At 51.1% G+C, this 24,020-nt stretch carries 20 protein-coding genes; 15 read left to right on the top strand and 5 right to left on the bottom strand.

The features are described from left to right. Positions 1 to 2: 2 nt before the first annotated feature. Together thrB and thrC are read left to right on the top strand one after the other, a co-directional pair. Entirely contained in the window at positions 3 to 932 is a 930-nt protein-coding gene (gene thrB / locus J1C60_RS14880) for a homoserine kinase (RefSeq protein WP_128178960.1), read from the top strand. Positions 933 to 935: 3 nt separating this feature from the next. Further along, complete coding sequence (gene thrC / locus J1C60_RS14875) at positions 936 to 2,222, top strand: threonine synthase (protein ID WP_128178959.1); 1,287 nt, start codon at positions 936 to 938, stop codon at positions 2,220 to 2,222. A gap of 97 nt (positions 2,223 to 2,319) precedes the next feature. Here thrC and J1C60_RS14870 read toward each other — a convergent pair whose 3' ends face one another. The 3 genes from J1C60_RS14870 to yaaA form a co-directional block, all read right to left on the bottom strand. After that, positions 2,320 to 3,732, bottom strand: coding sequence for a hypothetical protein (locus J1C60_RS14870; protein ID WP_128178958.1), 1,413 nt, complete (start codon positions 3,730 to 3,732; stop codon positions 2,320 to 2,322). 6 nt (positions 3,733 to 3,738) lie between these two features. After that, positions 3,739 to 4,710 (bottom strand): hypothetical protein, encoded by a 972-nt coding sequence (locus tag J1C60_RS14865; protein ID WP_128178957.1) that lies wholly within the window; start codon positions 4,708 to 4,710, stop codon positions 3,739 to 3,741. A 225-nt stretch (positions 4,711 to 4,935) separates the two neighbouring features. Beyond that, entirely contained in the window at positions 4,936 to 5,712 is a 777-nt protein-coding gene (yaaA, locus tag J1C60_RS14860; protein ID WP_128178956.1) for a peroxide stress protein YaaA, read from the bottom strand. Between the two features lie 448 nt (positions 5,713 to 6,160). On the opposite strand from yaaA, the gene tal reads away from it, so the two are divergent. From tal to nhaA, 6 genes are all read left to right on the top strand, one after another. After that, a complete protein-coding gene (gene tal / locus J1C60_RS14855; RefSeq protein WP_128178955.1) occupies positions 6,161 to 7,114 on the top strand; it encodes a transaldolase in 954 nt (317 codons plus the stop codon). 225 nt (positions 7,115 to 7,339) lie between these two features. Then, entirely contained in the window at positions 7,340 to 7,930 is a 591-nt protein-coding gene (gene mog, locus J1C60_RS14850; RefSeq protein ID WP_128178954.1) for a molybdopterin adenylyltransferase, read from the top strand. Between the two features lie 107 nt (positions 7,931 to 8,037). Continuing rightward, the gene (locus tag J1C60_RS14845; protein WP_128178953.1) at positions 8,038 to 9,339 is read left to right on the top strand and encodes an MFS transporter; all 1,302 of its coding nucleotides are present in this window, start codon (positions 8,038 to 8,040) and stop codon (positions 9,337 to 9,339) included. A gap of 243 nt (positions 9,340 to 9,582) precedes the next feature. Continuing rightward, on the top strand, positions 9,583 to 11,490 hold the full coding sequence (dnaK, locus tag J1C60_RS14840; RefSeq protein WP_128178952.1) for a molecular chaperone DnaK: 1,908 nt from the start codon (positions 9,583 to 9,585) through the stop codon (positions 11,488 to 11,490). A 118-nt stretch (positions 11,491 to 11,608) separates the two neighbouring features. Beyond that, positions 11,609 to 12,757: a molecular chaperone DnaJ gene (gene dnaJ / locus J1C60_RS14835; protein WP_128178951.1), complete on the top strand. Its 1,149-nt coding sequence runs from the start codon at positions 11,609 to 11,611 to the stop codon at positions 12,755 to 12,757. A gap of 232 nt (positions 12,758 to 12,989) precedes the next feature. Beyond that, a complete protein-coding gene (gene nhaA, locus J1C60_RS14830; protein ID WP_128178950.1) occupies positions 12,990 to 14,150 on the top strand; it encodes a Na+/H+ antiporter NhaA in 1,161 nt (386 codons plus the stop codon). 226 nt (positions 14,151 to 14,376) lie between these two features. Here nhaA and rpsT read toward each other — a convergent pair whose 3' ends face one another. Continuing rightward, positions 14,377 to 14,640, bottom strand: a complete 264-nt coding sequence (gene rpsT, locus J1C60_RS14825) for a 30S ribosomal protein S20 (RefSeq protein ID WP_128178949.1) — start codon at positions 14,638 to 14,640, stop codon at positions 14,377 to 14,379. Positions 14,641 to 15,816: 1,176 nt separating this feature from the next. Between rpsT and ribF the strand changes: the two genes are divergently transcribed. From ribF to dapB, 7 genes are all read left to right on the top strand, one after another. Beyond that, positions 15,817 to 16,752 carry a bifunctional riboflavin kinase/FAD synthetase gene (gene ribF, locus J1C60_RS14820; RefSeq protein WP_128179588.1) on the top strand — a complete coding sequence of 312 codons (936 nt, stop codon included), beginning with the start codon at positions 15,817 to 15,819 and terminating at the stop codon, positions 16,750 to 16,752. A gap of 148 nt (positions 16,753 to 16,900) precedes the next feature. Further along, a complete protein-coding gene (gene ileS, locus J1C60_RS14815) occupies positions 16,901 to 19,717 on the top strand; it encodes an isoleucine--tRNA ligase (RefSeq protein ID WP_128179587.1) in 2,817 nt (938 codons plus the stop codon). Further along, positions 19,717 to 20,223, top strand: a complete 507-nt coding sequence (gene lspA, locus J1C60_RS14810; protein ID WP_164877321.1) for a signal peptidase II — start codon at positions 19,717 to 19,719, stop codon at positions 20,221 to 20,223. The genes ileS and lspA overlap by 1 nt, the downstream gene beginning before the upstream one ends. A gap of 3 nt (positions 20,224 to 20,226) precedes the next feature. Beyond that, positions 20,227 to 20,697, top strand: a complete 471-nt coding sequence (gene fkpB / locus J1C60_RS14805) for an FKBP-type peptidyl-prolyl cis-trans isomerase (RefSeq protein WP_128179585.1) — start codon at positions 20,227 to 20,229, stop codon at positions 20,695 to 20,697. After that, a complete protein-coding gene (gene ispH, locus J1C60_RS14800; protein WP_128179584.1) occupies positions 20,678 to 21,631 on the top strand; it encodes a 4-hydroxy-3-methylbut-2-enyl diphosphate reductase in 954 nt (317 codons plus the stop codon). The genes fkpB and ispH overlap by 20 nt, the downstream gene beginning before the upstream one ends. 71 nt (positions 21,632 to 21,702) lie before the next feature. After that, positions 21,703 to 22,620, top strand: a complete 918-nt coding sequence (gene rihC / locus J1C60_RS14795; RefSeq protein WP_128179583.1) for a ribonucleoside hydrolase RihC — start codon at positions 21,703 to 21,705, stop codon at positions 22,618 to 22,620. Between the two features lie 249 nt (positions 22,621 to 22,869). Beyond that, the gene (gene dapB / locus J1C60_RS14790) at positions 22,870 to 23,685 is read left to right on the top strand and encodes a 4-hydroxy-tetrahydrodipicolinate reductase (protein ID WP_128179582.1); all 816 of its coding nucleotides are present in this window, start codon (positions 22,870 to 22,872) and stop codon (positions 23,683 to 23,685) included. Between the two features lie 146 nt (positions 23,686 to 23,831). Here the strand turns inward: dapB and J1C60_RS14785 are convergent, their stop codons facing one another. Then, positions 23,832 to 23,981, bottom strand: a complete 150-nt coding sequence (locus tag J1C60_RS14785; RefSeq protein WP_154325325.1) for a hypothetical protein — start codon at positions 23,979 to 23,981, stop codon at positions 23,832 to 23,834. Between the last annotated feature and the right edge of the window lie 39 nt (positions 23,982 to 24,020).

Raw genomic sequence — 24,020 nt, 5'->3', positions numbered from 1 at the left:
TCATGGTAAAAATTTATGCACCGGCCTCAATTGGCAACGTCAGCGTGGGGTTTGATGTATTAGGCGCCGCCGTTTCTCCGGTTGACGGTTCATTACTCGGAGACTGCGTGAGCGTCGAGGCGGCCAGCCAATTTAGCCTGGTCAACGAAGGGCGTTTTGTCAGTAAACTCCCACACGATCCAAAAGAGAATATTGTTTACCAGTGCTGGGAACGCTTCTGCGAAGCGATCGGTAAAAACGTGCCGGTAGCGATGAAACTGGAAAAAAACATGCCCATCGGCTCCGGGCTGGGCTCCAGCGCGTGCTCTGTGGTAGCCGCATTGGTGGCCATGAATGAATTTTGCAACAAGCCATTGAGCGAGACTGAACTGTTAACACTCATGGGCGAGATGGAAGGCCGTATCTCCGGTAGCGTGCATTACGATAACGTTGCACCTTGTTTCCTCGGGGGCCTGCAACTGATGCTGGAAGAGAACGGTATTATTAGCCAGGGCGTGCCAGGATTTGATGACTGGCTGTGGGTGATGGCTTATCCTGGTATCAAAGTATCGACGGCAGAAGCGCGTGCGATTTTGCCCGCGCAGTACCGTAAAGAAGAGTGTATTGCTCATGGACGTAACCTGGCAGGCTTTATTCACGCTTGCCATACGCAACAGCCGTTGCTGGCGGCCAAACTGATGCGCGATGTGATTGCGGAACCGTACCGCACCAAACTGCTGCCAGGCTTTGCCGATGCGCGTAAAGCCGCACAGGATATTGGAGCGTTGGCCTGTGGCATTTCAGGCTCGGGTCCAACGCTGTTTGCCGTATGCGATAAGGGTGAAACGGCGCAGCGCATGGCTGACTGGCTCAGCCAGCATTATTTGCAGAACGATGAAGGCTTTGTACATATTTGCCGTTTAGACACGGCAGGCGCACGTAAATTGGGATAACGCATGAAACTGTATAACCTGAAAGATCACAACGAGCAGGTCAGCTTTGCCCAAGCGGTAAAGCAGGGACTGGGCAAGCAACAGGGGCTGTTTTTTCCACTTGAGCTGCCAGAGTTCGAACTGACTGATATTGACGAAATGCTGGAGATGGATTTCGTGACGCGCAGCAGCAAAATCCTCTCTGCGTTTATCGGTGACGAAATTGAACCGCATCAGTTGCAGGCGCGTGTGAAGCAGGCTTTTGCTTTTCCAGCACCGGTAGTTAACGTGGCGGAAGATATCGCGGCGCTGGAGCTGTTTCATGGTCCTACGCTGGCGTTTAAGGACTTTGGCGGCCGTTTTATGGCGCAAATGCTCTCTTATATCAGCGGTGCGGACGAGAAGGTCACTATATTGACGGCCACCTCCGGCGATACCGGTGCTGCGGTTGCTCACGCATTTTATGGCATGGAAAATGTGCGGGTGGTTATCCTCTACCCTCAGGGGAAAATCAGCCCGCTGCAGGAGAAATTATTCTGTACGCTGGGCGGCAATATTGAAACGATCGCGGTCGAAGGGGATTTCGATGCCTGTCAGGCGTTGGTAAAACAAGCGTTTGACGATGAAGTATTAAAACAGGCGATTGGCCTTAACTCCGCTAACTCAATCAATATCAGCCGTCTGCTGGCACAAATCTGCTACTACTTTGAAGCTGTTGCACAATTGCCGCAGGAGAAGCGTAACCAACTCGTGGTTTCCGTGCCCAGCGGAAACTTCGGTGACTTAACGGCTGGGCTGCTGGCGAAGTCCCTTGGCTTACCCGTGAAGCGTTTCATCGCAGCGACCAATGCTAACGATACGGTTCCACGCTTTCTGGTTAACGGTGAATGGCAGCCGCATGCGACGGTATCAACATTGTCAAATGCGATGGATGTCAGCCAGCCGAACAACTGGCCGCGTGTGGAAGAACTGTTTCGTCGCAAAACCTGGCGTCTCAATGAGTTAGGATATGGTGCCGTAGATGATGAAACCACTCGGGCTTCAATGCGTGAATTGGCCGAACTGGGGTATATCTCTGAGCCGCATGCCGCGATTGCGTATCGTCTGTTACGCGATCAACTACAGGATGGTGAGTTTGGTTTATTCCTGGGAACGGCGCATCCGGCGAAGTTCAAAGAGAGCGTGGAAGAGATTCTGGAACAGACACTGCCGTTGCCTGATGCGTTGGCGGAACGCGCTGAGTTGCCGCTGCTGTCGCATTATATGCAGCCTGAATTTGCCAGTCTGCGCGCGTTTTTACTGAATCAGTAAGCCTCTCATCCCCGCCAGCTTCGGCGGGGATTTCTCTCCTCCCAGGCGCCGTCAATGGTGCGAGGAGGCAGATGACTCATTTATACGCGGGTTCAGCTCATGCTCGGGATTCCATATCAATAAATGATTGTTGTTTCGCATCTTGCTCAACGGCAGCACGTACTTTTGCATGGGACTGATAAGTTTGGTTGACCATCTTATATGTCAAACCGAATGCGGCGGCGCTGCCGGCATTGCCCAATAAGCTTTGCAGGGCGGAGGGAACATGTCCGTCTGTTATACGACTTGCAATTTGCTGCGCGGCCAGCGTGGTGCCGTTAGCGAAATTATTCCAGCTAAGGCGTGCGACAGAGTGATCCAGCAGGCGGCCGTAATCCTTTAACGGCAGTGAGGCGGAGAATTTTTGGGTGTCACCTGACTGTTTAGTGTCGTAGTGCTTGCCGAGAAATGCATCGACGGTTTCAATCATCGTGTTACATGTCAGGCGGACTCCGGATACCACCAGGCCTAACTGATGCAACTCTTTTCCTTTTAATAATTGCCCGTCGGCGTCACGTAACTCGGGGCCGGACACGGAATAGCCTTTCGGCAATGCTGAATGGATAAGCGCATCCTGCATCAGCCCCATCGTCAAGGTCATGGCGGTATACCAGGCGGCATTGATCGACATATGCGCATCATTAACGCCAAATGTGGCTTTACCCTGCGAAGAGCCGGTCAGGCTGAGGCTTGCCTGCAATGACTCACGTGAGGCGGCATACAGCGTATTACGTATTTGTGAGCTGAGAATGCGTGTGGTCAAACCATGATTGCCGCTGATTGCTCCCGCCAGCGATAATCCAGTATTGATTAACTCTGCCGTAATTTGCTGGCCGGTAACCCGCTGTGAGTTAGTGCGTTGCGTCTCGACATTGGCGTCCCACTCTTGCGGTTTATCACGTCGTAGTACATCCGCGTGTTCCGGACTCAGACCAAAATGTCCTCTCACGGCTACCTGATTGCCTTGCGGGTCTCTCTCTATTCGCGGTTCGCGCACGGCATAATGCGCGGCGATGCTGGCGGCAGAAATGCACATCTGGAGGGTGACCGCTGCCGCCGGACTTTTTTGTGTCAGGTGTGGCAACATGAGGTTGTAAGCCTCGATAAATGCTTCCTCACGTAGTAGCGTTGGGCCGCCGCAAGTTATCATCTGCTGTAGAGCGTGGCCGGCTATTGCGCCCCACGCGCGGTTTTGTAACGGTGCACCAACAAATTTCCCCAGTGAATTTCCTGCCGTTTTCGCCCCGCTGAGCGTTGCGTTGCCGGCCTGTGCCATACCCTTCATGGTCATAGAGGCGGTGGTGCGGAGGCCGCTGGGTAACTGAGATAAAAGATGTGCTGCCTCACCAGCGACCCGAGCCGCGCGACTCGCTGGAGCAGGGAGTGGTCCACTCTCTATATCCCCATGTAAATGCGTCAGGCTTAACGACGGCATCGGGATAAATTCGGAACGATTAACAGAGTTGCTCATGAATGATTACCTCGTATTTGTCGGCGCGGCGGGGGGAGGGAGATCGCAAGCTGTTGCCAGCGTCACAAAGTCGGCCAGCCAGCTGGCCAGCTCGGCGGAGCTCTGTCCATCGCTATTCTGACGGGAAAGTAAACTGATGCCTGCAGAGGAGAGGGAAAAGGCGCAGTGCGATAGCGGCATTAATTCACTGTTAGCTCGCAGCAGTCCCACATGCATTTTTTCTTCACTAAATCGCTGATGTACTGGCGTGGCAACCAGAAGATGACGTTCATCACCATCACCGATTAGGGTAATTTGTCGCTCAGGAAGGTCAATGACACAGAGAAAATCATGCAGTACGCTGAGTCTGGCTGCGGGGCCCAGCTCTTCACATAGCTGCACCATTAAGGGATTATGCCAGGTTTTGTGCATCTGTTTCTGTGCCAGTTGGATGGCTTCCCCCGTCTGCTCACTGGCTGTTGGGACGGGACTGGCGTGAACTTCGGGCGCTTTAAGAGAGAGGAGTAAATCAATGAGGCTTGATGCTAATGTATTAAAATCGTTTAAACAGGTGGCAAGTTCATCAATATCTTCTGGAGAATTAAATAATAACGGTTTGGTCAAGATAGCGTTGCCCGCTTGATCAATGCCGAAGCTGCTGCCATTCATCGCCATCGACACCTCATTACTGCGCAGCAAGGCGTGATGCCAGACGGCAAGGTGTAGTGCCTGGGGGGGAGGCAAATAGCCAATAAGCAACCAGAAGGGTACCGGTTCGCTACGCAGGCAGACCATGGTTACCGTAATTGCGTCAAGTGTTATACGTCCCTCTGCGGAGAAAAGCGACGCTTGCGCACTGCTGGCGCCATAGCGTAATGCGGCTTCGTGTAACCCCTTTTTTGCCTGTGGCGGCAGAGGATTCTCCAGCGCGGGTGGAATAAGTCGATTAATCCTTTGTTCTATCGGATTGAGTGTTTGATTGATACGCTGCCGATGCATAGCCAACTCCTTTTCTCCGTTCCATGACGTATTAATATTGTGTAGTGATCTGGTGGAGAAAGTTCGGCATGTAATGAAGTTATATGATTTTCATATGGACCAGGCGGTAAGCGAAAATAAAAAAAATTTAAATCAATATGATAACGAAGATGTTATTGGTGAGACTTATGACGGTTTGCACGTCGCTCACCGCCATCTGGAACCTTTATTCAGCGCTTAGACTGATTAGTGCTGTTCAGGGCGTTTAAACACCCATTCACTTTCCGTACTCTCTTGCGCGGAATAAGCGTAGCCTTCAAGATCGAACTTTTTGAGGTGCGCCGGCTCTTTCAGACGATTTAGAATAATATAGCGACTCATTAAGCCACGCGCTTTTTTTGCGTAAAAGCTTATCACCTTAAATTTGCCATTTTTTTCATCCAGAAAAACCGGTTTAATCAGACGAGCATTCAGTTTCTTCGGCTTCACTGCTTTAAAGTACTCGTCGGATGCCAGGTTAAGCAGGACATCATCCCCTTGTTCGGTCAGCGCCTTATTCAACATTTCCGTCAGCGTGTCGCCCCAAAAGCTATAAAGATCGCTTCCGGCAGGATGGGATAATTTAATCCCCATTTCCAGACGGTATGGCTGCATCAAATCCAGCGGGCGCAGCAGGCCATACAAACCGGAAAGCATACGCAGATGCTGCTGCGCAAAACTGAAATCCTCCTCACTAAAACGCTCAGCCTGTAACCCGGTATAAACGTCACCTTTAAATGCCAATATTGCCTGGCGGGCATTGTCTGGCGAAAAGGGGAGGGTCCAGTCGTTAAAACGTTCCGCGTTGAGCAGTGCCAGTTTGTCACTGATGTGCATTAGAGTGCTAATTTGTGCTGGGGTAAGGTCGCGGGCAATGGAAATAAGCTGTTGTGATTTTTCTAACAGCGCGGGTTGCGTGAACTGTTTTGTTGCCAGTGGGCTTTCAAAATCCAGCGTTTTAGCCGGAGAGATAATCATCAACATCGAGTATTCCTTTGTCTGAACCGCCATTCATCTTCTGCATCCCTGACACAAACGGCAGACCGCTTTTACGACACTTTCCCAGCATGTTGCTGTACCTGCGATGGCGGGATCGCACAATGCATTGTAATAAGAGGAGATCAGGGGAATGCCGACTATTTTTAATCTGCTTACTGTAGCAAAAAAGCCAGCAGGTTAGGCAAATCATTACTATTTGTCTGAGCGATGGAAACGGCCAAAGCTTCCCTTGCACGCTAAGTTGCGCGTGATATTATCGCAACAGACTTTTTAAACCCTGATATATACCTGCCGTATTTCAAGTTACAGTTTTGGCTGCGTGCAATCGTTCCGGTGACTTATCAACCATAAGCTTCCGGAGAACGCTGGGGTTGCCGTTGCCCTGCAACCTGAATTATTTAGGGTATAGTCTAACCTTGATGAGAACGAAAACATGACGGACAAACTTACTGCTTTACGTCAGCTGACTACCGTAGTCGCCGATACTGGTGATATCGCGGCGATGCAGCTCTATAAACCCCAGGATGCTACCACGAACCCTTCCCTGATCCTTAACGCCGCGCAAATCCCTGAATACCGCAAACTGATCGATGAAGCGATTGCATGGGCGCGCGATCAGAGCAGCGATAAGGCAGAGCAAATTGAATTAACTGCCGACAAACTGGCGGTTAATATCGGTCTCGAAATCCTTAAGTTGATCCCAGGCCGTATTTCGACTGAGGTTGACGCGCGTCTTTCTTACGACACGGAAGGCAGCATCAAGAAGGCTCACAGCCTGATCAAACTTTACAATGATGCGGGCATCAGCAACGATCGCATTTTGATCAAACTGGCTTCGACATGGCAGGGGATCCGCGCGGCTGAACAGCTGGAAAAAGAAGGCATTAACTGTAACCTGACCCTGTTGTTCTCTTTTGCTCAGGCGCGTGCTTGTGCTGAAGCGGGTGTATTCCTGATTTCTCCTTTCGTTGGTCGTATTCTTGACTGGTATAAATCGAATACCGATAAGAAAGAGTATGCGCCACATGAAGATCCCGGCGTGGTTTCTGTTACTGAAATCTACGAATACTACAAACAACATGGTTATGAAACCGTGGTAATGGGTGCGAGCTTCCGTAATCTTGGTGAGATCCTTGAGCTGGCGGGTTGCGATCGCTTGACCATCTCTCCGGGCTTGCTGAAAGAGCTCGCCGAGAGCGAAGGTACGGTAGAGCGCAAACTGTCTTATACCGGTGAAGTTAAAGCGCGTCCTGCGAAGATGACCGAATCTGAGTTCTTGTGGCAGCATAACCAGGACCCAATGGCCGTAGACAAGCTGGCTCAGGGCATCCGCAATTTCGCGGTTGACCAGGGTAAACTTGAGAAGATGATTGCCGATCTGCTGTAACCCTCTTTGACCGTGGCTGTTTTCAGCCACGGTCATGTCGTGTGCTGAAAACAGTATCATCTGAAGGTAGGGTATTTGCCTTGTCTTCGTCCTTGATGACCACCTTAATCACCTGACTATGAACCTTTCCCGCCTCAATGTAGTATCCTTGCCGTATCCACTCTTTCACATTTAAATCCGGCTTTACCTTCGGGTTCTCTGCCGGGAGCATGCAGCGAACAGATTATGAACACATTACGTATAGGGTTAATTTCCGTTTCCGATCGCGCCTCGAATGGTATTTATCAGGATCAGGGATTGCCTGCGCTTGAGGCCTGGCTAACCCGCGCGCTGGCCACCCCTTTTGAGATCGAGAAACGGCTAGTTCCCGATGAACAGCCTATGATTGAGCAGGCGATTTGCGAACTGGTGGACGAAATGTTCTGCCACCTGGTGCTGACGACAGGCGGTACCGGACCGGCGCGCCGTGATGTGACACCAGATGCAACATTAGCCGTTGCTGACCGTGAAATGCCGGGATTCGGCGAACAAATGCGGCAAATCAGCCTGAATTTCGTTCCAACGGCTATACTTTCGCGCCAGGTGGGCGTGATTCGTAAACAGTCTTTAGTTCTCAACCTGCCCGGCCAGCCTAAATCTATTGCCGAAACGCTGGAAGGATTAAAGGATGAGCAGGGGAAAACGCGCGTTCACGGTATTTTTGCCAGCGTGCCTTACTGCATCCAGTTATTGGATGGTCCCTACATTGAAACGCGTGACGAGATCGTTGCGGCCTTCCGTCCCAAAAGTGCCCGACGCGATAAAACTGCTTCCTGATAATGTAACTCCTGGATGCAACGGCGGATAATTTGCGTATAGTAAGCAAAGCGTTACATTGCTCACTAAACTTTTATCTCCCTCGCCTGCGCTATTCAAGAGAAAACATGGAACAGCATATTGATCGTCACCTTAATCGACAGGATTACAAAACGCTCTCCCTTGCTGCTTTAGGGGGGGCGCTTGAATTTTACGACTTTATCATCTTTATCTTCTTCGCCGCCGCGATCGGCGAGCTTTTTTTCCCTGCGGATATTCCAGAATGGCTGCGTCAGTTACAAACCTTTGCGATTTTTGCTGCGGGTTATCTGGCGCGCCCGCTGGGCGGTATTATCATGGCGCATTTTGGCGACCGCGTTGGCCGCAAGAAAATGTTCAGCCTGAGTATCTTGCTGATGGCGCTTCCCACGTTGGCCATGGGACTGCTGCCCACCTACGCCTCGATTGGTATCGCAGCGCCGCTGTTGCTCCTGTTGTTGCGTGTGCTGCAAGGGGCGGCGATAGGGGGAGAAGTCCCGGGAGCATGGGTTTTTGTTGCTGAGCATGTGCCCGCAAAACGTGTTGGTTTTGCCTGTGGCACTCTAACGGCAGGGCTGACCGCCGGTATTTTGCTTGGCTCGGTGGTTGCCACCATTATTAATACCTCCATGACGCCGCAGACGCTGCTGGAAACGGGGTGGCGTATTCCCTTTTTGCTGGGCGGTGTCTTTGGGTTGGTGGCGATGTATCTGCGCCGTTGGTTGCATGAAACGCCGGTATTCCAGCAGATAAAAGCGCGTAAAACGTTATCCGCGGAAATACCGCTAAAAACAGTGTTAACCAGCCATAAACGCGGCGTGGTGATTTCGATGCTGCTAACGTGGCTGCTTTCTGCCTGCATTGTGGTCGTGATTTTAATGGCACCGGCCTTGATGCAAAAACAATACGGCATCGCTGCGGCGTTGACGCTTAAGGCTAACAGTCTGGCAACCGTGATGCTGCTGGTGGGGTGTATTCTCTCTGGATTACTCGTTGATCGGATTGGCGCCGCGAAAACGTTAACTGGCGGCAGTGTGCTGTTGGCGATCTGCAGCGGTCTTTTTTTCCATACCGTGGCCGTTGCTCCACATTATCTGTTTATCACCTACGCTCTTGCCGGGCTAAGCGTTGGCGTGGTTGGCGTGGTGCCCTTTGTGATGGTGCATGCTTTCCCGGCCGAGGTGCGATTTAGTGGGATCTCTTTTTCTTACAACGTCGCCTATGCGATTTTCGGTGGACTAACGCCGATTTCCGTTACCTTGATGATGAAAGTGACCCCGTTGGCCCCCGCATGGTATGTGCTGGCATTAGCTGTCGTAGGGCTACTGGTGGGAATTTGGTTGGGTGACAAAAAGCGACATGCCCAGTTATTTAGTCAACCTGAGACATAAACAATAAATCTTGTCAGTATCCTGAGGCGGTGTTTTAAGCATCGCCTGTCTCTGCCTCTTCGTCCACGAAGCAAATTTTTTTTACGTTTAACCCTTGATGCTGTCGCAAGCGGCCCCATCTACTTGTCATCCAAGGTTGCGGATGCTGAAAAAAAGCGTGCGCTGGCGGTTGAAACAACACAATTTGCCCGCATAACAAGTTCACAACCAGATTGACGACGAATTTAAGTGGGAGACGTTTAGATGGGTAAGATTATTGGTATTGACCTGGGTACAACCAACTCTTGTATCGCGATTATGGATGGCACTAAAGCACGTGTGCTGGAAAATGCGGAAGGCGATCGTACAACACCTTCGATCATTGCTTACACGCAAGATGGTGAAATTTTGGTAGGCCAACCTGCTAAACGCCAGGCCGTGACCAACCCGCAGAACACGCTGTTTGCTATCAAGCGTCTAATTGGCCGTCGCTTCCAGGATGAAGAAGTCCAGCGCGACCTGAAAATTATGCCTTATAAAATCACTGCGTCTGATAACGGTGACGCATGGCTTGATGTGAAAGGCCAAAAAATGGCACCACCGCAGGTTTCTGCCGAAGTGCTGAAAAAAATGAAGAAAACGGCAGAAGATTATCTGGGGGAGCCGGTTACTGAAGCGGTCATCACCGTACCGGCTTACTTCAATGACGCGCAACGTCAGGCCACTAAAGACGCTGGTCGTATTGCCGGCCTGGATGTAAAACGCATCATCAATGAACCAACCGCAGCCGCGTTGGCTTATGGCCTGGATAAAGAAGTGGGTAACCGTACGATAGCGGTTTACGACCTGGGCGGCGGTACCTTCGATATCTCCATCATCGAGATCGATGATGTTGATGGTGAAAAAACCTTTGAAGTATTGGCAACCAACGGTGACACCCACTTGGGCGGCGAAGACTTCGATAGCCGTATGATCAACTACCTGGTCGCTGAGTTTAAGAAAGATCAGGGTATCGATCTGCATAACGATCCGCTGGCAATGCAGCGTCTGAAAGAAGCGGCAGAAAAAGCGAAAATTGAGCTCTCTTCTGCGCAGCAGACCGATGTTAACTTGCCTTATATCACGGCTGATGCAACCGGTCCTAAGCACCTGAACATCAAAGTAACGCGTGCGAAACTGGAATCACTGGTTGAAGATCTGGTGATCCGTTCTATTGAGCCGCTGAAAGTGGCACTGCAGGATGCGGGCCTTTCTGTATCCGATATCAACGATGTGATCCTGGTCGGCGGTCAAACGCGTATGCCAATGGTTCAGGCAAAAGTCGCTGAATTCTTTGGTAAAGAGCCGCGTAAAGACGTTAACCCGGATGAAGCTGTTGCTGTTGGTGCGGCTGTGCAGGGGGGCGTACTGTCAGGTGATGTGAAAGACGTGCTGCTGCTGGACGTCACGCCATTATCACTGGGTATCGAAACCATGGGCGGTGTGATGACGGCGCTTATCACGAAAAATACCACCATTCCAACCAAGCACAGCCAGGTATTCTCTACCGCAGAGGATAACCAATCCGCCGTAACCATTCATGTGGTTCAGGGTGAGCGTAAGCGTGCTGCGGATAATAAATCGTTGGGTCAGTTTAACCTGGATGGTATTCAGGGTGCACCACGCGGTATGCCGCAAATCGAAGTGACCTTCGATATTGATGCGGATGGTATTTTACACGTGTCTGCGAAAGACAAAAACAGCGGTAAAGAGCAGAAAATCACCATTAAGGCATCTTCAGGTCTTAACGACGAAGAGATCGATAAAATGGTGCGTGACGCTGAGGCGAATGCTGAGTCTGACCGTAAATTCGAAGAGCTGGTGCAGGTTCGTAACCAGGCGGATCACCTGTCCCACAGCACGCGTAAGCAGCTGGATGAGGCGGGCGATAAACTGCCAGCTGACGATAAAGCATCAATTGAAGCTGCGCTGAACGATCTTAACACCGCGCTGAAAGGCGAAGATAAAGCTGAGATCGAAGCCAAAATGCAGGCGCTGGTACAGGTTTCCAGCAAACTGATGGAGTTTGCACAGCAGGCTCAGGCAGGCGCTGAAGCGGGCGATTCGTCTGATAAGAAAGAAGATGATGTTGTTGATGCTGAATTTGAAGAAGTAAAAGACAACAAAAAATAATCGCCCTCAGCGGGCGCGGCGGCGGGGTTCACCCAGATAAAGCATGCCGCTGATAACCAGCACGGGCGTCGGAGTTTCTCCACGCCCGTGCACGCATGTTAAGGGCAGGACAAAAACAATGGCGAAAAGAGACTATTACGAGATTTTAGGCGTTCCGAAATCCGCGGAAGAGCGTGAAATCAAAAAGGCCTACAAACGCCTGGCGATGAAATTCCACCCTGACCGTAACCAGGGTGATAAAGAAGCTGAAACTAAATTTAAAGAAGTAAAAGAAGCCTACGAAATTTTGACTGACGCACAGAAACGCGCAGCTTACGATCAGTACGGTCATGCAGCTTTTGAACAAGGCGGAATGGGCGGCGGCGGTTTCGGTGGTGGTGGCTTCGGCGGCGGCGGTGGTGCTGATTTCAGTGATATCTTTGGCGACGTATTTGGCGATATTTTTGGCGGAGGCCGTCGTCAACGTGCCGCTCGCGGTGCTGATTTACGCTACAACATGGAGCTTTCGCTGGAAGAAGCGGTGCGCGGCGTGACCAAAGAGATCCGCATTCCTACGCTGGAAGAGTGTGAGGTTTGTGAGGGAAGTGGTGCGAAAGCGGGTACCAAACCCCAAACTTGTCCAACCTGTCACGGCGCAGGACAGGTACAAATGCGGCAGGGGTTCTTTACGGTTCAGCAGGCGTGCCCCACCTGTCACGGCCGTGGTTCCGTGATTAAAGATCCCTGCAATGCTTGTCATGGACATGGTCGGGTTGAAAAATCAAAAACGCTGTCGGTGAAAATCCCTGCTGGCGTGGATACCGGCGACCGTATCCGTCTGAGCGGTGAAGGTGAAGCGGGTGAACATGGTGCACCCGCTGGCGATCTGTACGTTCAGGTTCAGGTGAAGAAACACCCTATTTTTGAACGAGAAGATAATAATCTCTACTGTGAAGTACCAATCAACTTTGCGATGGCGGCATTGGGCGGTGAGATTGAAGTACCGACGCTGGACGGTCGCGTTAAGTTGAAAGTCCCGGCTGAAACACAGACGGGCAAGCTGTTCCGCATGCGTGGCAAAGGGGTGAAATCCGTTAGAGGAGGAAGCCAGGGCGATCTGTTATGTCGCGTGGTGGTTGAGACCCCAGTGAGCCTCAATGAAAAGCAAAAAGGTTTGCTACGCGATTTGGAAGAGAGCTTTGGCGGTCCCACTGGCGAGAAAAACAGCCCACGTTCAAAGCGTTTTTTTGACGGCGTGAAAAAGTTTTTTGATGATTTGACGCGTTAATTTTCATACCGGCTTCCCATACCTGTGGGGAGCCGGTTTATTTATTTTCCCCTGCCCAAAGACGAAACATCACGTTGATTTTCCGTCCACCTCTCATTGCTGTTACCCTACCATTGCCTTATCTCAGACCGACAACATGCTTACTGCTTTTGATTCAGATATTGAATGCGGTACCGATACGGAGTCGGGTTTATCTATTACAATGGATGCGGCTTAAATTAAGGATAACTGCATGAATCTGAAGATTAACCGTCTTTTAAAAAGTGAAGCAACGACGGGTGTCGTGCTGATTCTGGCGGCGGCGCTGGCGATGTTTCTGGCGAATAACAGCGCAACGCAACAGCTTTACCTTTCATGGCTGTCGACTCCGGTGGAGTTCCGCTTTGGATCGTTGGCGATAAATAAAAATTTACTGCTATGGATTAACGATGCGCTAATGGCGCTGTTTTTTCTGCTTATCGGGCTTGAAGTCAAACGTGAAATGGTTTGTGGGGCTCTGGCGACACGCGAGCAGGCTGTGTTTCCATTAATTGCTGCCTTGGGTGGGATGCTGATGCCCGCTCTCATCTTCCTTGGATTCAACAGTGGAGATGAGGTTTTGCGCCGTGGTTGGGCAATTCCGACCGCAACCGACATCGCTTTTGCGTTGGGGATTCTGGCTCTGCTAGGGAGTCGGGTACCCGCGGCATTAAAGATATTCCTGATGGCGCTGGCGATCATTGACGATCTTGGTGCCATTATTATTATCGCTCTGTTTTATACCCATTCTCTTTCTATGATTGCCCTTGCTGTCGCGTTGGGTGCGATTGTGGTGCTGGCACTGCTTAATCTGTTTAACGTGCGCAACACTGCGCTCTATTTGCTGGTGGGCGTTATATTATGGACGGCTGTGCTGAAATCGGGCGTCCATGCCACGCTGGCGGGCGTGATTATCGGCTTTTTTATTCCTCTCGCGAAAAAAGATGAGCATTCACCTGCAGAACGGCTTGCCCATGGACTGCATCCTTGGGTCAATTGGCTGATTCTGCCGCTGTTTGCTTTTGCTAACGCCGGCGTCTCTCTTAGCGGTGTTTCATGGCATAGCGTGTTTTCTCTGTTGCCACTGGGAATTATGGCTGGGCTCTTTTTCGGTAAGCCATTGGGTATCACACTCTTCTGCTGGTTGGCGGTTAAGTTGCGGTTTGCTTCGTTGCCAGAGGGCGCCAGCATCTCGAGCATTTCGGCTGTGGGCGTACTGTGTGGGATTGGTTTTACGATGTCGATATTTATTGCGTCGCTGGCCTATGGCGAAGTGAGTGCTGAATTGATGACGTTGGCTAAGCTCGGCATTTTAACCGGCTCGATACTTTCCGCTATCGTGGGCTACAGCTTGTTGCGGATGAAACTGAAATAAATCAAGGAGGCAAATTGGCCCATGCTGATTTGCCGCTCTCATCTGAAGTCGATAAGGCGAAAATGAGGGAAAAGTGGAGCTTACTGGATTACTGGAGTCAATGCGTGTTTGGCAGAGGCTTTTTAACGCCGTATGACAGAGACACAGCGAGCGATTATAAAACACCACGCATAAAAAAACCGGCGCAGGCGCCGGCTCTTCTCAAAGCTGATTAACAAGCGGACGATTAAGCCAGTTTGTTGATCTGTGCAGTCAAGTTTGCTTTATGACGTGCAGCTTTGTTTTTGTGGATCAGACCTTTAGCAGCCTGACGGTCCACGATTGGTTGCATTTCGTTAAATGCATTTTGTGCAGCTTCTTTATCGCCAACAGCGATGGCCGCGTATACTTTCTTAATAAAAGTACGCATCATAGAACGACGGCTAGCGTTATGCTTACGACGCTTCTCAGACGTTACGGCGCGTTTCTTAGCTGATTTGATATTAGCCAAGGTCCAACTCCCAAATATATTCTATTGAGGACAATTCAAAGGCCGAGGAATATGCCTTTTTAGCCTTCGTTTGTCAATGGATTTGTGCAAATAAGCGCCGTTATTCTTACGACACTTGATTACGTTGTGATGGCGCAGGATTCTACCAGCATCTACCCCACGAATACAGTCTTTCCCAATAAAATTGTCTTTACCCGTCATACTTCGCGCTACAGCAGTGTTGGCTGCGCAAACTCTCCCGGTCACTTACTGCTTGTAAGCTCCCGGGACGCGTTGGCTTGCCGCCTCGCTGCAACACGAATTATTTAGGGTAAAGAGCGTCATACTTCGCGCTACAGCAGTGTTGGCTGCGCAAACTCTCCCGGTCACTTACTGCTTGTAAGCTCCCGGGACGCGTTGGCTTGCCGCCTCGCTGCAACACGAATTATTTAGGGTAAAGAGCGTCATACTTCGCGCTACAGCAGTGTTGGCTGCGCAAACTCTCCCGGTCACTTACTGCTTGTAAGCTCCCGGGACGCGTTGGCTTGCCGCCTCGCTGCAACACGAATTATTTAGGGTAAAGAGCGTCATACTTCGCGCTACAGCAGTGTTGGCTGCGCAAACTCTCCCGGTCACTTACTGCTTGTAAGCTCCCGGGACGCGTTGGCTTGCCGCCTCGCTGCAACACGAATTATTTAGGGTAAAGAGCGTCATACTTCGCGCTACAGCAGTGTTGGCTGCGCAAACTCTCCCGGTCACTTACTGCTTGTAAGCTCCCGGGACGCGTTGGCTTGCCGCCTCGCTGCAACACGAATTATTTAGGGTAAAGAGCGTCATACTTCGCGCTACAGCAGTGTTGGCTGCGCAAACTCTCCCGGTCACTTACTGCTTGTAAGCTCCCGGGACGCGTTGGCTTGCCGCCTCGCTGCAACACGAATTATTTAGGGTAAAGAGCGTCATACTTCGCGCTACAGCAGTGTTGGCTGCGCAAACTCTCCCGGTCACTTACTGCTTGTAAGCTCCCGGGACGCGTTGGCTTGCCGCCTCCTGAAGCTGAGTTATTCAGAGTAAAAAAGTGTGCAGGGAGCATCCTGGTGTTGAAATCGTTCTGAGAATCGCGGAAAGCCATCAATCGCGGGTTAACCTTAACCGCTGTACAAGGTATAATCCGCCGATTTCCACAAATTTGAGTCAGCCATGAAGTTTATCCGCGGCATACATAATCTCAGAGAGCAGCATCGCGGCTGCGTGCTGACCATCGGCAACTTTGACGGTGTTCATCGTGGTCATCAGGCCTTGCTGGCTCGCCTCTGTGGAGAGGGACAGCGTCGTGGCTTGCCGGTCGTAGTGATGTTGTTTGAACCTCAACCGCTTGAGCTGTTTGCGGCCGATAATGCGCCAGCACGGCTGACGCGTCTGCGCGAAAAAATACGCTATCTGGCGGAAGCGGGCGTGGATGCCGTGCTTTGTGTCCGTTTTGATCGCCGCTTTGCCGCGCTGAGTGCACAAAGTTTTATCGCTGACCTGCTGGTGAAAAAACTCGGCGTTCACTTTCTTGCCGTGGGAGATGATTTCCGCTTCGGTGCTGGTCGTCAGGGGGATTTCCTGTTATTACAGAAAGCGGGGGATGAGTATGGTTTTGATGTCATCAGCACCCAAACTTTCTGTGATGGCGGCAAGCGTATTAGCAGCACGGCCGTACGGCAGGCGCTGGCAGCAGATGATTTGAAACTGGCGGAATCATTGCTGGGACACCCCTTTAGCATCTCTGGCCGTGTGGTGCATGGTGATGCGTTAGGGCGTACTATCGGCTTTCCAACGGCTAATATCCCGCTGCGTCGCGTTATGTCCCCGGTTAAAGGGGTATATGCCGTTGAAGTGCATGGGTTAGGGGATAAACCCTTGCCCGGTGTCGCTAATATTGGGACACGTCCAACCGTAGCCGGGCTGCGTCAGCAGTTAGAGGTTCATCTGTTGGATGTTGCAATGAACCTGTATGGACGCCATATAGATGTGGTGCTCTGTCAAAAGATCCGCAACGAGCAGCGATTCGCGTCGCTCGATGCGTTAAAAGAGCAAATTGCGAACGATGTGGTGACAGCCCGAAACTATTTTGGGCGTCACCCAAAGTAACTGGCGCTGTAGCAAGGCAACAGGCGAGTAACCTGCGGTGTGCTGCCAAGACCAGCAATATCGTTAAATGAGCGCTACGAACTGCTTGCTTCAGCGACAAAAGGTATAAACACCGGTTTAAGAACCGACATACGGAACCGAGAATCTGATGAGTGACTATAAATCTACCCTGAATTTGCCGGAAACGGGGTTCCCGATGCGTGGCGATCTGGCCAAACGCGAACCGGGTATGCTGCAGCGTTGGTATGATGACAATTTGTACGGCATCATCCGCGAAGCCAAAAAAGGGAAAAAAACCTTTATTCTGCACGATGGCCCTCCTTACGCGAACGGCAGTATTCATATTGGTCACTCAGTTAATAAGATTCTGAAAGACATTATTGTTAAGTCCAAAGGGCTGGCCGGATTTGATTCCCCTTATGTGCCAGGCTGGGACTGTCATGGGTTGCCGATTGAACACAAAGTTGAGCAAACGATCGGCAAGCCTGGCGAAAAGGTCAGTGCAGCAGAGTTTCGTGCGGCCTGTCGTGCCTACGCTGCTGAGCAGGTTGAAGGCCAGAAAAAAGATTTTATTCGCTTAGGCGTACTGGGCGACTGGGATCGTCCTTATTTGACGATGGATTTCAAGACTGAAGCCAACATCATCCGCGCACTGGGTAAAATCATTGGCAATGGCCATTTGCATAAAGGTGCGAAGCCAGTGCACTGGTGCCTGGATTGTCGCTCGGCGCTGGCCGAAGCAGAGGTGGAATATTACGATAAAACATCGCCTTCAATTGATGTGATGTTCAACGCGGTGGATAGTGCGGCAGTGCAGGCTAAATTTGGCGTCAGCGACGCAAGTGGCCCGGTTGCGCTGGTTATCTGGACCACCACGCCATGGACCATGCCGGCTAACCGCGCGATTTCATTGCACCCGGAATTTGAATATCAGCTGGTACAAATCGAAGGCAAGACGCTGATTCTGGCGAAAGATCTGGTTGAAAGCGTAATGAAGCGTGCCGGTATCGACAGCTGGACCGTGCTGGGTAGCACGACTGGCGCCGAACTGGAACTGATGCGCTTCACGCATCCCTTCCTTAGTTTTGATGTGCCCGTTGTGTTGGGCGAACACGTCACGCTGGAAGCAGGTACCGGTGCGGTACATACTGCGCCGGGCCACGGCCCTGATGACTATGTTATCGGTCAGAAATACGGACTGGAAACAGCGAATCCAGTTGGACCGGACGGCTGCTTTATTAAAGGCACCTGGCCTACGCTTGATGGTGTGCAGGTCTTTAAGGCTAATGACATTATTGTCGAACTATTGCGTGAGCAAGGTGCGCTGCTGCATGTTGAAAAAATGCTGCACAGTTATCCCAGCTGCTGGCGTCACAAAACACCGATTATCTTCCGCGCAACACCGCAGTGGTTTATCAGTATGGATCAGAAAGGATTGCGCGCGCAGTCACTGAAAGAGATCAAAGGTGTGCAGTGGATCCCGGATTGGGGCCAGGCACGCATTGAGTCCATGGTGGCGAATCGTCCTGACTGGTGTATCTCACGCCAGCGTACCTGGGGCGTGCCTATGGCGCTGTTCGTACACAAGGAGACTGAGCAACTGCATCCCGACACGCTTGAGCTGATGGAGAAAGTGGCGCAGCGTGTTGAAGCTGATGGAATTCAGGCATGGTGGGATCTGGATGCCAAAGCGCTGATGGGCGACGATGCTGACAACTATATTAAAGTTCCGGATACGCTGGATGTTTGGTTCGACTCTGGTTCAACCAGCTATTCGGTGGTGGATGCGCGTCCTGAGTTTGGAGGTCATGAGCCTGATATGTACCTGGAAGGTTCGGATCAGCATCGCGGCTGGTTTATGTCATCACTGATGATCTCAACCGCGATGAAAGGCAAAGCGCCTTATCGCCAGGTGCTAACACATGGCTTCACCGTGGATGGGCAAGGACGCAAAATGTCCAAGTCTATTGGTAACACCGTCAGCCCGCAGGATGTGATGAATAAACTGGGCGGTGACATCCTGCGTTTGTGGGTCGCTTCAACTGATTATACCGGTGAAATGGCGGTGTCAGATGAGATCCTGAAGCGTTCCGCTGATGCTTACCGTCGTATCCGTAACACCGCTCGTTTCCTGCTGGCGAACCTTAATGGTTTCAATCCGGAAACCGATATGGTCAAGCCAGAAGAGATGGTGGTGCTGGATCGTTGGGCGGTGGGACGTGCTCTGGCGGCGCAGAATGATATTGTGGCGTCCTATGCAAACTACGACTTCCATGAAGTCGTACAACGCCTGATGCAGTTCTGTTCGGTTGAGATGGGTTCCTTCTATCTGGATATCATTAAAGACCGCCAGTACACCGCGAAGGCTGATGGCGTGGCGCGTCGTAGCTGCCAGACTGCGCTCTATTTTATCGTTGAAGCGCTGGTGCGCTGGATGGCGCCCATCATGTCTTTCACTGCGGATGAGATCTGGGGTTATTTACCAGGAAAACGTGCGCAGTATGTGTTTACCGAGGAGTGGTTTGATGGCTTGTTCGGCCTGGCTGACAACGAATCGATGAATGATGCCTACTGGGCCGAGTTGCTGAAAGTACGTGGTGAGGTGAATAAAATCATTGAGCAGGCCCGTGCGGATAAACGCCTGGGGGGTTCACTGGAAGCGTCCGTCACCCTCTATGCCGATGCTGACCTTGCGGCGAAACTCAACGGTCTTGGAAACGAGTTGCGTTTTGTGCTGCTGACTTCCGGCGCGAAAGTGGCGGATTATGCTCAGGCGGGCGAGGATGCTCAGCAGAGCGACGTGCTGAAGGGGCTGAAAATCGCGCTGAATAACGCGGAAGGCGATAAATGTCCACGCTGCTGGCATTTCACTACCGACGTGGGCCACAACGCGCAGCACGCAGAAATTTGCGGTCGCTGTTTCACTAATGTAGCCGGTGACGGCGAAGAGCGTAAGTTTGCCTGATGCGTAAGCCATTATTATCAACTGGATTGCGCTGGCTGTGGCTGGTGCTGGTGCTGATCGTTATTGATTTTGGTAGCAAGCAATGGGTTATGAATAATTTCATGCTGCATCAGTCAATGTCGGTTATGCCGTCTTTAAATTTTTTCTATGCACATAACTATGGCGCGGCCTTTAGTTTTCTTGCCGATAAAGGCGGCTGGCAACGGTGGTTCTTTGCTGGTATCGCTATCGCTATTGCGGTGGCATTGCTGGTGATGATGTACCGTACCCCTGCCAGCCTGAAACTAAACAACATTGCCTATGCGCTAATTATTGGCGGCGCGCTGGGTAATCTGTTTGATCGTGCTTACCATGGCTTTGTGGTCGATTTTATCGATTTCTATATCGGCGACTGGCATTTTGCCACCTTCAATATTGCCGACTGTGGTATCACCATCGGCGCCGTACTGATTGTGCTGGAGAGTTTTTTATCGCCCTCCGGGAAACAGGAAAAACAGAAAGGGTAAGTCATGACTGATTCTGTACAACGTGATAGCGCGGTGCTGGTGCATTTCACGCTCAAACTCGATGATGGTTCAACCGCCGAGTCGACGCGTGCCAACGGTAAACCTGCACTATTCCGTCTTGGTGATGGCAGCCTGTCCGATGCGCTTGAACAGGCGCTGCTTGGGCTGAAGGTGGGTGATAAGCATGCCTTTTCGCTGTCGCCGGAGTCTGCATTTGGCCCGGCCAGTCCTGATATGATCCAGTATTTCTCCCGCCGTGATTTTATGCAGGCTGGTGAACCTGAGGTGGGTTCTATCATGTTGTTTAGCGGCATGGGCGGCAGTGAAATGCCGGGGGTGATCCGCGAAATTTCCGGTGATTCGATCACCGTTGATTTTAATCATCCATTGGCAGGACAGACCATTCTGTTTGACGTCGACGTGCTGGAAATCGATCCGGTACTGGAGGGAGCGCATGCAAATCCTGTTGGCTAATCCACGTGGCTTTTGCGCAGGTGTCGACCGCGCGATAAGCATTGTTGAGCGGGCGCTTGAGATGTATGGTGCGCCGATCTACGTTCGTCATGAAGTGGTGCATAATCGCTATGTAGTGAACAGTCTCCGCGATCGTGGTGCGATTTTTATTGAAGAGATCGCGGAAGTGCCGGATAACTCGATCCTGATCTTCTCTGCGCACGGCGTATCGCAAGCGGTGCGCGCGGAAGCGCGTTCGCGTAACCTGACGATGTTATTTGATGCGACCTGTCCGCTGGTCACAAAGGTCCATATGGAAGTGGCGCGCGCCAGCCGTAAAGGGACCGAAGCGATTTTGATCGGTCATGCCGGCCATCCGGAAGTTGAAGGGACCATGGGCCAGTACAGCAACCCACAAGGGGGAATGTATTTGGTGGAGTCACCGGAAGACGTGTATCAACTGCAGGTGAAAAATGAAGATAACCTGTGCTTTATGACCCAAACCACGCTGTCAGTGGATGATACATCAGAGATTATTGATGCATTGCGTGACCGCTTCCCGAAAATTATTGGGCCGCGCAAAGATGATATTTGTTACGCCACGACGAACCGCCAGGAGGCGGTGCGCAATCTGGCGAAAGATGCCGATGTGGTGCTGGTGGTAGGCTCAAAGAACTCATCAAATTCAAATCGTCTGGCAGAACTGGCACAGCGCGCGGGTAAGCTGGCGCGTCTGATCGATTCAGCTGAAGATATTCAGGAAGAGTGGATTAAAGGTGTCAACTGCGTGGGTGTCACCGCCGGTGCTTCGGCGCCCGATATTTTGGTTCAGGATGTGATAAAGCGTCTGCGTGAATTGGGTGGTGAAGCGGCGGTTGAATTAATGGGTCGCGAAGAGAATATCGTTTTTGAGGTGCCAAAAGAGCTACGCGTCGAGGTTCGTGAAGTCGAGTAGCGCACGCGGTTTCTAAGTATGCGAAGATGCCAGTCGATGCAAATCGTCTGGCATTTTTTATGGAGGAAACAATGAACAGGATCCCAATTATTCTCGATACCGATCCCGGCATCGACGATGCTATCGCTCTGGCCGCGGCACTTTTTTCCCCACAGTTGGATTTGAAGCTGATCACCACGGTTGCGGGAAATGTTTCAGTGGCAAAAACCACGCGAAATGCGCTGCAACTGATGCACTTCTGGCAAGCGGATATCCCGGTAGCGCAGGGCGCGGCGACGCCATTGCTACGTCGCCCGCGCGATGCCGCTAATGTTCATGGCGAGTCGGGAATGGAAGGTTACACGTTTGTCGAGCACGCGCGTACCACGCTGCCAGTGCCGGCGTTTCAGGCGATATATGACTGTTTATCTGCCAGCGCGGAGCCCGTCACGTTGGTGACCATCGGCCCACTTACCAATATCGCGCTGTTGCTAACGCAATACCCGGAATGCAAACCGAAAATTAAACGGCTGGTGATGATGGGGGGATCTGCCGGACGTGGCAATTTAACTCCCACTGCGGAGTTTAATATCGCCATCGATCCCGAGGCGGCGGCACGCGTATTTACCAGCGGGCTGGAAATTGTGATGTGTGGGCTGGACGTAACTAATCAGGCAATATTAAGCCCGGACTATTTGGCGCAACTATCGGGCTTAAATCAAACCGGCAGCATGCTGCACGCTATATTCAGCCATTATCGTAGCGGGAGTATGACCACAGGCTTGCGCATGCATGATTTGTGCGCCATTGCCTGGCTGATAAAGCCAACGTTATTTACCACGCAACGCTGTTTTGTCGCGGTAGAAACTCAGGGTGAATTCACTGCTGGTACCACCGTGGTGGATATTGATAATCACCTTGGGATGCCGGCTAATGCTGACGTTGCGCTGGACCTGGACGTATCCGGTTTTAGACAGTGGGTTGCGGAAGTATTACAGCATGCACCCTGAGTGGCAAAACATCGGCTGATATAGCGTTTACTGATAATGCCAGCGCGCTGGCATAAAATTCTTATTATCGGTTTTTAGTTGTGGCACAGCGGTTATCACGTCGCTAACCTGTTTTATTCGCCATACCCCTGGCTGCAGGTTTATGGGCTGTGCCTGCACGTGTCGTGATGTAAGTTCGCGGCACCTTACCACGTTGCCCGAATTTTTTGGGCATATATTTAGTACAGATTTAAGTCGGGAAAAAAAGATATGAATCAAATCCGCATTGCCATCGTTGGCGCGACCGGACGCATGGGACGGCAGTTAATTCAGGCTACGCAGCAGGCTGAAGGCGTATGTTTAGGCGCGGCGCTGGCGCGAAAAGGCGCGTCACTCATTGGCAGTGATGCAGGCGAGCTCGCGGGGATCGGCAGTATTGGCATTCGGATTAGCGATAACCTTGCGGAGGTCGTTGATGATTTTGATATCCTCATCGATTTTACCCGCCCTGAAGGTACGCTGGAATATTTGGCTTTTTGCCGTGAACACCACAAAGGCATGGTTATCGGTACCACGGGTTTTGATGAAGCAGGCAAAGCCGCGATTAAGCAGGCCGCACAGCAGATTGGGATTGTGTTTGCCGCCAATTTTAGCGTCGGGGTTAATCTGGTACTCAAGCTGTTGGAAAAAGCGGCAAAAGTGATGGGGGATTACGCGGATATTGAAATTATTGAAGCCCATCACCGGCATAAAGTTGATGCTCCATCAGGCACGGCACTGGCGATGGGGGAAGCGATCGCGGGCGCAATGAACTGGGAACTTAACGATCACGCGGTCTATGCGCGTGAAGGGCATACCGGCGAGAGGGAAGCGCAAACTATTGGGTTTTCAACTGTACGCGCGGGTGACATCGTTGGAGAACATACGGCGATGTTTGCTGATGTTGGCGAGCGGGTTGAGATTACTCATAAGGCTTCAAGTCGCATGACTTTTGCAAATGGTGCTGTAAAAGCTGCTTTGTGGGTTTCTGATAAAAAAAGCGGTATTTTTGATATGAAAGATGTGCTTTCTTTGAATGATTTGTGATTTTTTTTGTTTTTATCTTTATCGGGTTTAATTTTAATGTTTTGATATAAAAGGGTAATTTTTTCTTACCCTTTTGTTTTTGTTTAAATGATGGTTTTTTTATTGTTTTTGTATTTTGCTGTTATAAATTGCATTTTTATGTGTTTTTAATCGCCGCCAACATGTGTTTTTGACCATTTGGTCCATTTTTCTCTGCATTGCTCCTCTGTTTTTAATTGTTTACCGCAGGCAACCGATTTTATCGTCAGGAAAGTGATGTGTTTCAGGGCTAATACCCATTTTTTCTTCTCAGTCATCCGAAAAACAATGAAAAACTGTCTGTCAGGGTAGACAAT

It is taken from the genome of [Pantoea] beijingensis (assembly GCF_022647505.1).
Classification (GTDB): domain Bacteria; phylum Pseudomonadota; class Gammaproteobacteria; order Enterobacterales; family Enterobacteriaceae; genus Erwinia; species Erwinia beijingensis.
The sequence above is the reverse complement of the archived record's forward strand: the minus strand, read 5'-3'. Positions and strand labels throughout refer to the sequence as shown.

What these genes read in the sequence shown, in the direction of transcription:
- thrB (WP_128178960.1), top strand. Translation starts at nt 3, where the DNA reads ATGGTAAAAATTTATGCACCGGCCTCAATTGGCAACGTCAGCGTGGGG.
- thrC (WP_128178959.1), top strand. Translation starts at nt 936, where the DNA reads ATGAAACTGTATAACCTGAAAGATCACAACGAGCAGGTCAGCTTTGCC.
- J1C60_RS14870 (WP_128178958.1), bottom strand. Translation starts at nt 3,732, where the DNA reads ATGAGCAACTCTGTTAATCGTTCCGAATTTATCCCGATGCCGTCGTTA.
- J1C60_RS14865 (WP_128178957.1), bottom strand. Translation starts at nt 4,710, where the DNA reads ATGCATCGGCAGCGTATCAATCAAACACTCAATCCGATAGAACAAAGG.
- yaaA (WP_128178956.1), bottom strand. Translation starts at nt 5,712, where the DNA reads ATGTTGATGATTATCTCTCCGGCTAAAACGCTGGATTTTGAAAGCCCA.
- tal (WP_128178955.1), top strand. Translation starts at nt 6,161, where the DNA reads ATGACGGACAAACTTACTGCTTTACGTCAGCTGACTACCGTAGTCGCC.
- mog (WP_128178954.1), top strand. Translation starts at nt 7,340, where the DNA reads ATGAACACATTACGTATAGGGTTAATTTCCGTTTCCGATCGCGCCTCG.
- J1C60_RS14845 (WP_128178953.1), top strand. Translation starts at nt 8,038, where the DNA reads ATGGAACAGCATATTGATCGTCACCTTAATCGACAGGATTACAAAACG.
- dnaK (WP_128178952.1), top strand. Translation starts at nt 9,583, where the DNA reads ATGGGTAAGATTATTGGTATTGACCTGGGTACAACCAACTCTTGTATC.
- dnaJ (WP_128178951.1), top strand. Translation starts at nt 11,609, where the DNA reads ATGGCGAAAAGAGACTATTACGAGATTTTAGGCGTTCCGAAATCCGCG.
- nhaA (WP_128178950.1), top strand. Translation starts at nt 12,990, where the DNA reads ATGAATCTGAAGATTAACCGTCTTTTAAAAAGTGAAGCAACGACGGGT.
- ribF (WP_128179588.1), top strand. Translation starts at nt 15,817, where the DNA reads ATGAAGTTTATCCGCGGCATACATAATCTCAGAGAGCAGCATCGCGGC.
- ileS (WP_128179587.1), top strand. Translation starts at nt 16,901, where the DNA reads ATGAGTGACTATAAATCTACCCTGAATTTGCCGGAAACGGGGTTCCCG.
- lspA (WP_164877321.1), top strand. Translation starts at nt 19,717, where the DNA reads ATGCGTAAGCCATTATTATCAACTGGATTGCGCTGGCTGTGGCTGGTG.
- fkpB (WP_128179585.1), top strand. Translation starts at nt 20,227, where the DNA reads ATGACTGATTCTGTACAACGTGATAGCGCGGTGCTGGTGCATTTCACG.
- ispH (WP_128179584.1), top strand. Translation starts at nt 20,678, where the DNA reads ATGCAAATCCTGTTGGCTAATCCACGTGGCTTTTGCGCAGGTGTCGAC.
- rihC (WP_128179583.1), top strand. Translation starts at nt 21,703, where the DNA reads ATGAACAGGATCCCAATTATTCTCGATACCGATCCCGGCATCGACGAT.
- dapB (WP_128179582.1), top strand. Translation starts at nt 22,870, where the DNA reads ATGAATCAAATCCGCATTGCCATCGTTGGCGCGACCGGACGCATGGGA.
- J1C60_RS14785 (WP_154325325.1), bottom strand. Translation starts at nt 23,981, where the DNA reads ATGACTGAGAAGAAAAAATGGGTATTAGCCCTGAAACACATCACTTTC.